At 70.1% G+C, this 8,834-nt stretch carries 7 protein-coding genes and 1 pseudogene; 3 read left to right on the forward strand and 5 right to left on the reverse strand.

From position 1 onward, the window contains the following. The first annotated feature begins 9 nt into the window (after positions 1-9). Both D7Y21_RS25200 and D7Y21_RS25205 read left to right on the forward strand, forming a co-directional pair. Complete coding sequence (locus D7Y21_RS25200) at positions 10-288, forward strand: hypothetical protein (protein ID WP_120561892.1); 279 nt, start codon at positions 10-12, stop codon at positions 286-288. Next, positions 285-1,463: a pyridoxal phosphate-dependent aminotransferase gene (locus tag D7Y21_RS25205; RefSeq protein WP_121716190.1), complete on the forward strand. Its 1,179-nt coding sequence runs from the start codon at positions 285-287 to the stop codon at positions 1,461-1,463. Before D7Y21_RS25200 ends, D7Y21_RS25205 begins: the two co-directional genes overlap by 4 nt. On the opposite strand, the gene D7Y21_RS25210 is transcribed toward D7Y21_RS25205, so the two are convergent. From D7Y21_RS25210 to D7Y21_RS25220, 3 genes are all read right to left on the reverse strand, one after another. Further along, a complete protein-coding gene (locus tag D7Y21_RS25210; RefSeq protein ID WP_120561890.1) occupies positions 1,441-2,880 on the reverse strand; it encodes an ABC transporter substrate-binding protein in 1,440 nt (479 codons plus the stop codon). The genes D7Y21_RS25205 and D7Y21_RS25210 overlap by 23 nt on opposite strands. Then, a complete protein-coding gene (locus D7Y21_RS25215; RefSeq protein ID WP_120561889.1) occupies positions 2,880-3,710 on the reverse strand; it encodes a tetratricopeptide repeat protein in 831 nt (276 codons plus the stop codon). The genes D7Y21_RS25210 and D7Y21_RS25215 overlap by 1 nt, the downstream gene beginning before the upstream one ends. Positions 3,711-3,847: 137 nt before the next feature. Continuing rightward, a complete protein-coding gene (locus D7Y21_RS25220; RefSeq protein WP_120561888.1) occupies positions 3,848-5,641 on the reverse strand; it encodes a phosphoenolpyruvate carboxykinase (GTP) in 1,794 nt (597 codons plus the stop codon). A gap of 266 nt (positions 5,642-5,907) precedes the next feature. Between D7Y21_RS25220 and D7Y21_RS25225 the strand changes: the two genes are divergently transcribed. After that, positions 5,908-7,707: an SLC13 family permease gene (locus D7Y21_RS25225; protein WP_120561887.1), complete on the forward strand. Its 1,800-nt coding sequence runs from the start codon at positions 5,908-5,910 to the stop codon at positions 7,705-7,707. A 14-nt stretch (positions 7,708-7,721) separates the two neighbouring features. On the opposite strand, the gene D7Y21_RS25230 is transcribed toward D7Y21_RS25225, so the two are convergent. Then, complete coding sequence (locus tag D7Y21_RS25230) at positions 7,722-8,348, reverse strand: tRNA-(ms[2]io[6]A)-hydroxylase (RefSeq protein WP_120561886.1); 627 nt, start codon at positions 8,346-8,348, stop codon at positions 7,722-7,724. Positions 8,349-8,483: 135 nt separating this feature from the next. Continuing rightward, positions 8,484-8,834, reverse strand: a pseudogene (locus D7Y21_RS41910) (hypothetical protein); the annotation flags it as partial.

The following is an 8,834-nucleotide window of genomic DNA, read 5'->3' on the forward strand; positions in this document are numbered from 1 at the left end:
CGGGCACGAATGGCGGACATCATCGACATCACGCTCCTCGCGGACGTCCGGCGCTTCTTCAAGAAGCTCATCGAACAGCGCGGGCTGTCCTACTTCCTCCAGAAAGACGGTCCGCGGCTGTTCCAGATTGAGCCGACGAAGGTCGAGCTGGTTCTGCGCACCGCGATCCGCACCCGGAATCCGGAACTGCCCCGGCCGCATGAGAAGGCCATCGAGCACTGCCGCTTGGAACTGCGCCGCGAGCTGATCCGCCGCGTGGCCAGCGCCATGCTCCAGACGGGGCTGTGAGCCGCTTCTCGCTCCGCACCGCCTTCCCGCGCACCCCCAACCCGCTCTCCCAGGCCGTCGCCGAGCGCCACGCGCGCGGGCTGCCCCTGCTGGACCTGGCGGAGACCAACCCCACGCGCGTGGGGCTGTCCCCACCGGACGTGGACCTCGGGGCCCTCCCCGAGCCCTTCCGCTACGCACCGGAGCCCTTCGGCCTGCCCACCGCGCGCGAGGCCGTGGCCGCGCACCTGCGCCAACGGGGCGCGTCCGTGGAGGCCGCGCACGTCGTCCTCTCCGCCAGCACCAGCGAAGCCTACGGCTGGCTCCTCAAGCTCCTGTGCGACCCGGGGGACAACGTTCTGCTCCCCGCGCCCGGCTACCCACTGGTGGACGTCCTGGCTCGCCTGGAGGGCGTGCACGCGCGCTCCTACCGCCTGCCCGCCGTGCACGGCTTCGGCCTGGACGCGGCCCGGGTGGAGTCCGCCGTGGACGCCCGCACGCGCGCGGTGGTGGTGGTGAACCCCGGTAACCCCACCGGCCACTTCCTGCACGAGGGCGAACTCCATGCGCTCGCGGACGTGTGCTCGCGCCATGGCCTGGCGCTCATCTGCGACGAGGTGTTCTCCGACTTCGCGTGGGATGAGGAAGAGGGACGGGTGACGTCCGTGGCGGGGCGGCGGCTGCCGTGCCTGACCTTCTCGCTCTCCGGCCTGTCCAAGGTGGCGGGCCTGCCCGGCCTCAAGCTGGCGTGGCTGCACGTGGGCGGCCCCGCGCACGCGCGCGACGAGGCCCTGGCCCGGCTGGAGGACGTGGCGGACGCGGCGCTGTCGGTGGCCACACCCGTGCAGCTCGCGCTGCCGTCGCTCCTCGCGCACGCGCCGCGCTTCCAGCAGGCGCTGCTGGAGCGGGTGAGGCACAACCGGGAGCGGTTGATTCGAGCGCGCCCGGCGGACGCCGCGTGGGACGTGGTGCCCTCGCACGGCGGCTGGAGCGCGGTGCTGCGCATCCCCCATCACCCCGGCGAGGAGGCCACCTGCCTGCGGCTCCTGGAGGAGGGGGTGCGCGTGCAGCCGGGCTACTTCTACGACTTCGGCGGCGGTGCGTACCTCGTGCTGTCGTTGCTGCCGACGCCCGAGGTCTTCACCGCCGCCCTGGTGCCGCTCTTGCGCGTGCTCAGTCCGTCGGCGGGTCGATGAGCTGCACGGTCCTGAAGGTGGTGCCCGTCACCTTGAACAGCTCGTAGGGGGAGGGCGCCTCGCCCGTCTCGTTGTTGAAGTTCAGCTCGCCGCTGGCGCCCTTGACGTCGATGACTGCGCCGCCGCGCAGTGCTTCGCGCGCCGCGGTGAACTGCGTGGAGCCCAGGGGGTAGCTGGTCGCCGTCTGGCCGGAGGCGGGCGTCAGCTTCGTGAGCCCCTCCGCGATGCGCGGGCCGGTCACCGGCTGCGGGTTGTTGGTGTCCCCGCCCACCGCGTACGCCGAGCCCAGCGCCACGAGGTACATGGCGTCGTACGCGTGCGCGGTGAAGGAGTACTGCCCGGGGTCCGTGCTGTAGGCCGTGATGAAGCGGTCCGCGAAGAGCTTGTAGGTGGAGTCGTTGGGGCGCGCGGACGCGGGGGCGGTGCCGTACGTGCCAGAGAGCTCCGTCTCGACCTCCTTGCGGGAGGTCAGCAGCGTGCGGTCCTTGCTGGCGTCGGTGAGGAACCAGCGGTTGCCGAATGCCGTGCCCACTTTCGCGTCGATGGCCTCCAGCAGCAGGCGCGAGTTGTCCTCGGGGAAGCCCGCCAGCACCGTCATGTCCGGCTTGAAGGACACCAGCCGGCTCACCGCGCCGCTCACGGCCTCGTTGCGGTTGTACTGAGCGCCCGCGACGTTGTCCTTGTTGGGGATGCGGTTCTGGATGGCGTCGAACAGGCCGGTGCCGTACGAGTCACTGACGTACGCCACGCCCACCTTGGCCGGAGGCGTGAAGGTCACGCCCGGGTCGTTGATGGCCGTGACGCCCTGGAGCACGTTCGCGATGACGCGGCCCTGGAGCACGTCCGAGGGCGTGGTGCGCCAGACCAGCCCCACGCTGTTGCCGTTCTTGTCCGACAGCGTGGTGAACGCGGAGCTCGTCGCGGTATGGCTCATCAAGAGCACGTTCTTGGGCGTGGTGATTTCGTGGATGGCGAGCGTCTGCGCGCTGCCCGCGCTGAACATCGCCACCACGCCCTTGTCGTTCACCAGCCAGTCGGCCTGGTTCACCGCCCGGTTCACGTCCGCGCCGGTGTCGCAGACGTACATGACGAACTGACGGCCACCCACGCCCTGCGCCTGGTTCACTTCATCCAGGGCCAGCTTCAGGCCGTTGAAGCGCTGCTGTTCAATCTCCGCGTTGCCGCTCGCGTTGGTCAGCGGCAGCGCCGCGCCCAGCACGATGGGGTTCGCCGCGGACGTGGCGCCCACCACCTGGCCGCATCCCGCGGGCTGCGGCAGGCAGAACCCGGAGGTGCAGACGCTGTTGCTGTCGCAGTCGCTGCTCGTCGTGCATTCGGACAGGCCGCCCGCCGTGGTGAAGCTGCACCCGGACGACAGCAGCGCCATTCCCAACGTCATCATTCCCAGCGCGCGCATCAGAAACGACCCTCCATGCCGACCCCGGCGCCGCGCGGCGCGAGCGTCACGCGGACCTCGCCCTGCGCGGGAGGGCCCTCTTTGGGATACAGGATGATGGCGGTGATGGCTCCCGCGAGCCCCACGCCGAAGCCGATGTCCGCGAGCAGCGCCTTGCTCTTGGTGCTGTCCGACAGCCGCTGCTTGTCCGCGAGCGTGCTGGACTTGTCGAACTGCTCGCGCTGGTCGCGCGCCTGCAGCCCGAAGAGCACTCCCGCGCCCACGCCCAGCACCGCCACGCCGCCCGTGGCGAACGCCGCGATGCGCTGGTTGCGGTAGGACTTGATGGCCCGGTTCAGCTCCGCCTGCTTCTGGCGCTCGCTCTCGTCCTCCGCGCGCCGGGCCGCGGCCTGCTCGGCTTCGGCCTGTTGCCGCGCGGCATCGGCCTCCGCCTCCAGGCGCTTGCGGTCCGCGTCCGCCACCGCCTGCGCCTGGTCCTCGCGGTCCAGCTGCACGCGCAGCCGGTCGATGGCGCGGTTGCTGTTCTTCAGCAGCGCGGGGTCGGTGTCCTCGCTGGAGGACGTGACGTACTGCCGGTAGAAGGTCATCGCCTCGCGGGGCTCGCCCGCGTACTCCAGCGCCACGGCGATGTTGTAGACGAGCCGCGGGTGCGGCTGCGCCTCGTTGGCCTGCTTCAGCGCCTCCGCCGCCTCGCGGTACTTGCCTGCGTCATAGAGGCGTTTGCCCTCTTTCAGCAGGGCCTGCACGTTGACCTTGGAGCCACCCCGCTGCGCCAGGGCGGACCCCGGCGCCAGCGCAAGCGCCAGCGACAACACGAAAACCAGTCTCATGGGGCGGGGAGCCTAGCGCCGAACATTCCGGCCGTCGAAGCGCTGGCCCCCTTAAAAAAGCGCCGGGGCCACCCCCACCCTGTAGCAACAGGGAGGAAGCAGCCCCGGAAGGGCCTTCAAAAGGCGTCAGACGGCGATCAGCCGTCCAGGCGCGCGATGAGCAGCTTGCGCTGGAGCATCAGGGCCTCGGGGGCCTTGGTGCCCAGCTGCTCGAAGAAGACCTCCTGGCTCTTGAGCTCGGACTTCCACTCGTCCTCCTTGATGGAGGTGGCCTCCTGGACGGCCTCCGCGGACAGGTCCAGGCCGTTCAGGTTGAGGCCCTGGTCCTGGCGCGGCACCCAGCCCAGCAGCGTCTCCTGCGTGGGGACGCGGCCCTGCACGCGGTTCACGATCCACTCGAGGACGCGCATGTTGTCCCCGAAGCCCGGCCAGATGAACTTGCCGTTCTTGTCCTGGCGGAACCAGTTGACCTGGAAGATCTTCGGCAGCTGCGGGATGGACTTCTGCATGTCCAGCCAGTGCTGGAGGTAGTCGCCCATGTGGTAGCCGCAGAAGGGCAGCATGGCCATGGGGTCGCGGCGCACGACGCCCACCTTGCCGGTGGCCGCCGCCGTCGTCTCGGAGCCCATGGTGGCGCCCAGGAACACGCCGTGGGTCCAGTTGAAGGCCTGGATGACCAGCGGGATGGTGTTGGAGCGGCGGCCGCCGAAGATGATGGCGCTGATGGGAACGCCCATGGGGTCGTTCGCCTTGGCGCTCAGCACCGGGTTGTTGCTCATGGGCGCGGTGAAGCGGCTGTTCGGGTGCGCCGCCTTCTCAGCGCTGCCCTTCTTCCAGGGGCGGCCCTGCCAGTCGATGAGCTCCTCGGGGACCTCGCCGTCCTTGCCCTCCCACCACACGTCACCATCCGGCGTGAGCGCCACGTTGGTGAAGAGCGTGTCCTTGGAGATGGTCTCCATGGCGTTGGGGTTGGTCTTGTTGTTGGTGCCGGGCACCACGCCGAAGTAGCCGGCCTCCGGGTTGATGGCGTACAGGCGGCCATCCGGACCGGGGCGCATCCAGGCGATGTCGTCGCCGACGGTCTCGATCTTCCAGCCCGCGTACTCCTTGGGCGGGATCATCATGGCGAAGTTCGTCTTGCCACACGCGGACGGGAAGGCGGCGGCGACGTAGGTCGTCTCACCCTTGGGGCTGGTGACGCCCAGGATGAGCATGTGCTCGGCCAGCCAGCCCTCCTCGCGGCCCAGGTAGCTGCCGATGCGCAGCGCCAGACACTTCTTCCCCAGCAGCACGTTGCCGCCATATCCGGAGCCGAAGCTCCAGATGGTGTTGTCCTGGGGGAAGTGGCAGATGTAGCGGCGGTCCGGGTTCACGTCACCCGTGGAGTGCAGGCCGCGGTTGAAGTCGTCGCTGTCGCCCAGCATGTCCAGCGCGGCCTTCCCCATGCGGGTCATGATCCGCATGTTGAGGACCACGTAGTCGCTGTCCGTCAGCTCCACGCCAATCTTCGTGGAGGGGCTGCCCAGCGGGCCCATGGCGTAGGGCACCACGTACATGGTGCGGCCCTTCATGCAGCCTTCGAACAGCAGGCCCAGCTTCGTGTAGGCCTCGTCCGGCTCCATCCAGTTGTTGGTGGGGCCCGCGTCCGTCTTGTTCGGCGTGCAGATGAACGTGAGGTGCTCGACGCGCGCCACGTCGTTGGGGTTGGAGCGGTGCAGGTAGCAGCCAGGGCGCTTCTGCGGGTTGAGCGGGATGAGCGTGCCGTCCTTCACCGCCTGCTCGGTGAGGCGCTGCTTCTCAGCCTCGGAGCCGTCGCACCAGACGATGCGGTCCGGCTGGGTCATCGCGGCCATCTTGGCCACCCATGCCAGCAGCGTGGGGTTCTTCGTGGGCGCCTGCTCGGTGGCGGCGGCCGCTTGCGTCGAAGCCATGGAGGTTTCCTCGGGGTGTTTCATGGGTCGGGTCTCCCGCGTTTCGCGACTTCGCGAGGGGGCGAAACCCTACAGCGGAAGGAACACCAAACCTTCTGGACCCAGGCCCCAAAAGCAACTGACGTCCGGCAGTCAACCGGACTTTCGACCGCTTTGGCCTAATTCCACTTATCAGCCTCCAGTCGCTCATCAGTAAACGGCGCGGTGCGGCACACGCTGGCAGCGCAGCGCGCCGTGCCCAGGTTGAGGGTGCGCACGCCTCCTCCATGTCCATCGCTCTCGTCCTGGCCGTCATCGTTGTCGCGTTGGTCCTGTTTTCCATTGACACCATCCCCATCGAGTTCACCTCGCTGGTGGTGGTGTGTCTGCTGGCGCTCTCCGGGGTGCTGACGCCGGCACAGGCGTTCGAGGGCTTCAGCAACGACACCGTCATCTTCATCTTCACCCTGCTGGCGATGACCCAGGGGCTCGCCGCCACGGGCGTGGTGCAGATGGTCGGGCAGCGGATGGCGTTCTTCGCGCGCTTCGGCCACCAGGTGTTCGTGCTGGCGATGATGGGCGTGGTGGCGGTGTTCTCCTCGTTCATCTCCAACACGGTGACGACGGCGGCCTTCCTGCCGGTGGCCATTGGCGCCGCGCAGCGGGCGAAGGTGCCGCGCAGCAAGGTGCTGCTGCCGCTGGCGTACGCGTCCATGCTGGGCGGCACGGTGCTGCTCTTCGGCACGTCCACGAACCTGGTGGTGTCCGCGGCGCTGAAGCGGCAGGGGATGGCGCCCATTGGCGTGACGGAGCTGGCGCCGGTGGGCCTGCCGGTGGTGCTGATAGGCATCGCGGTGGTGGTGCTCTTGGGGCGGTGGCTGCTGCCCGCGCGTGAAGGCAAGCCGGGCACGGAGGGCTTCGCGCTGCGCGACTACCTCACGGAGGCGGTGGTGCCGGAGGGCTCGCGCTACGTGGGCAAGCCCCTGGCGGAGCTCACGGAAGGGCTGGGCCTGCGCGTGATTGGCGTGGTGCTCGACGGCGAGACGCTCTCCGCGAAGCCGTCGTACGTGCTGACAGGCCAGGAGCGGCTGGTGGTGGAGGGCAAGCGCGAGGACATCCTGCGGGTGAAGGACCTGCAGGGGCTCGCGCTGCGGCCGGACGTGCGGCTGTCGGACGCGGAGCTGGAGGGGCCGGAGTCGATGCTCGCGGAGGTGAGCGTGCCCCCCGGCAGTCCGCTGGTGGGACGCAGCCTTCGGGAGACGCTGTTCGTGGAGCGCTTCGGGCTGGTGGCGCTGGGGCTGCACCGCCGGCCCGCCATCCAGCGCAGCACCAAGCTGCAGCTGCTGCGGCGCGCGTACCACAACCACTCGCTGTCCACGCTGCCCCTGTCGGTGGGGGACGTGCTGCTCCTGCGCGGTCCGCGTCAGAAGGTGGCGGAGCTGGCGCCGGCCCATACGCTGATGGTGCTGGAGGGCCACGAGTACGAGCCGCCGCGCTACGCGAAGGCGCTGCTCGCGGTGGTCATCTTCCTGGGCTCGCTGGCGGCGGGCTCCCTGGGCTGGGTGCCGCTGTCGCTGGCGGGGCTCACCGGCATGCTGCTGATGATCGCCACCGGCTGCGTGGACGCGCGCACCGCGTTCCGCGTGGACTGGCGGGTGGTGCTGCTCATTGGCGCCATGATGGCGCTGGGGCTGGCCATGGAGGTGAGCGGCGCGGGGAAGTTCGTCGGCGACCACGTGGCCCGGCTGGGCGCGTACGGTGGGCCCCGCGCGGTGCTGGCGCTGTTGATGGTGCTGACCATCGTGCTGTCGGCGCCCATGAGCAATCAGGCCGCGGCGCTGGTGGTGCTGCCGGTGGCGCTCAACGCGGCGGCGCAGCTGGGCGTGGACGTGCGCCCCTTCGCCATGGGCGTCACGCTGGCGGCCAGTTGTTCGTTCATCACCCCGCTGGAGCCCAGCTGCGTGCTCGTCTACGGGCCCGGGCACTACCGGTTCACCGACTTCTTCCGGCTGGGCACTCCGCTGACCGCGGTGCTGGTGGTGTTCCTCGTGCTCGCCGTGCCCGTGGTGTGGCCCTTCCACGCGTAGGCGTGAAGCGCCTTTCAGTGGATGGCGGCGCGCAGTCCCACGTCTGCGAGCACTCGCGACTCCTGCGCGAGCAGGTGCTGCAGGCGCGCGTCCACGGCGGCCTCGTCCCCGTTGGACGCGGTGACGGCCAGGCGGTGGAAGAGGGACTGGTGGCCGTCCTCGGACTGGGCCAGCTCGCCGTAGAAGCGGGCGAGCGCCGGGTCGGTGAGCCCCTCCGCGAGCAGGGACAGCCGCTCGCACGAGCGCGCTTCGATGATGGCGGCGACGAGCAGGCGGTCCACGCGCCGCTCCAGGGCGGGCGTGCGCACGTGCTTCTGCAAGCCCTGCGCGTACGGGTCCCCGGCGTCCTTGGTGAGCGTGAGTCCGCGCGCGGCCATCAGGTCCAGCACGCGCGCCAGGTGGGCGCTCTCCTCGCGGGCCAGGCGCGCCATCTGCGACGGCAGGCCCGGCAGGTCCGGGTAGGCCTGGAGCATGGAGAGCGCGTTGGCGGCGGCCTTCTTCTCGCAGTGGGCGTGGTCCACCAGCACCGCGTCGAAGTTCGCGAGCGCCAGCGGCAGCCAGCCGGGGTCGGTGGGCGCGTGGAGGATGACGGGGCCCGCTCCGGAGAGGGGACGGCGGGAGGGCGTGGGGCGGCTGCTCATTTCGGGGCGGACTGTAGGGCATCCGCCGGGGGCCGTGCGCGGGTGTCGTGCGGCGCTCTTGAGCCCGCTTCCTCCCGGAACATGCCGGCCCGGACACGGTGAGGGGCCGCCCACCGTGTCCGGCTCCGGGCCGCGCTACAGCGGCGGGTTCGTGCCTTCCTTCGACGCGAGCAGGGTGACCACGTAGTCGTTGCCCTCCTGCGCCTCGTTGGCGATGAAGACGGAGCCCGGCCACGTGCGCAGCCCGTTCATCAGGAAGGCCCCGTGGTCCGCCTGGGCCCGGTGCACCAGCTCCACGCGGCAGAGCGTGGCGCGGCACTCCAGCGACTTCACGCGGGAGGTGCCAGGCAGGTGCGAGCGGAACGCATCGTCGAGCGTCCGGGACGCGCGCGCGCTCCAGTCTCCGTCCACCGGCTCCGCGGCGAACGCGTTGAACACGCGGGTGCGCGACTGCTCGAACGAGGCGGGTGGCGGGCGGATGGGCGG

It is taken from the genome of Corallococcus sp. AB045, from assembly GCF_003668895.1.
Lineage (GTDB): Bacteria > Myxococcota > Myxococcia > Myxococcales > Myxococcaceae > Corallococcus > Corallococcus coralloides.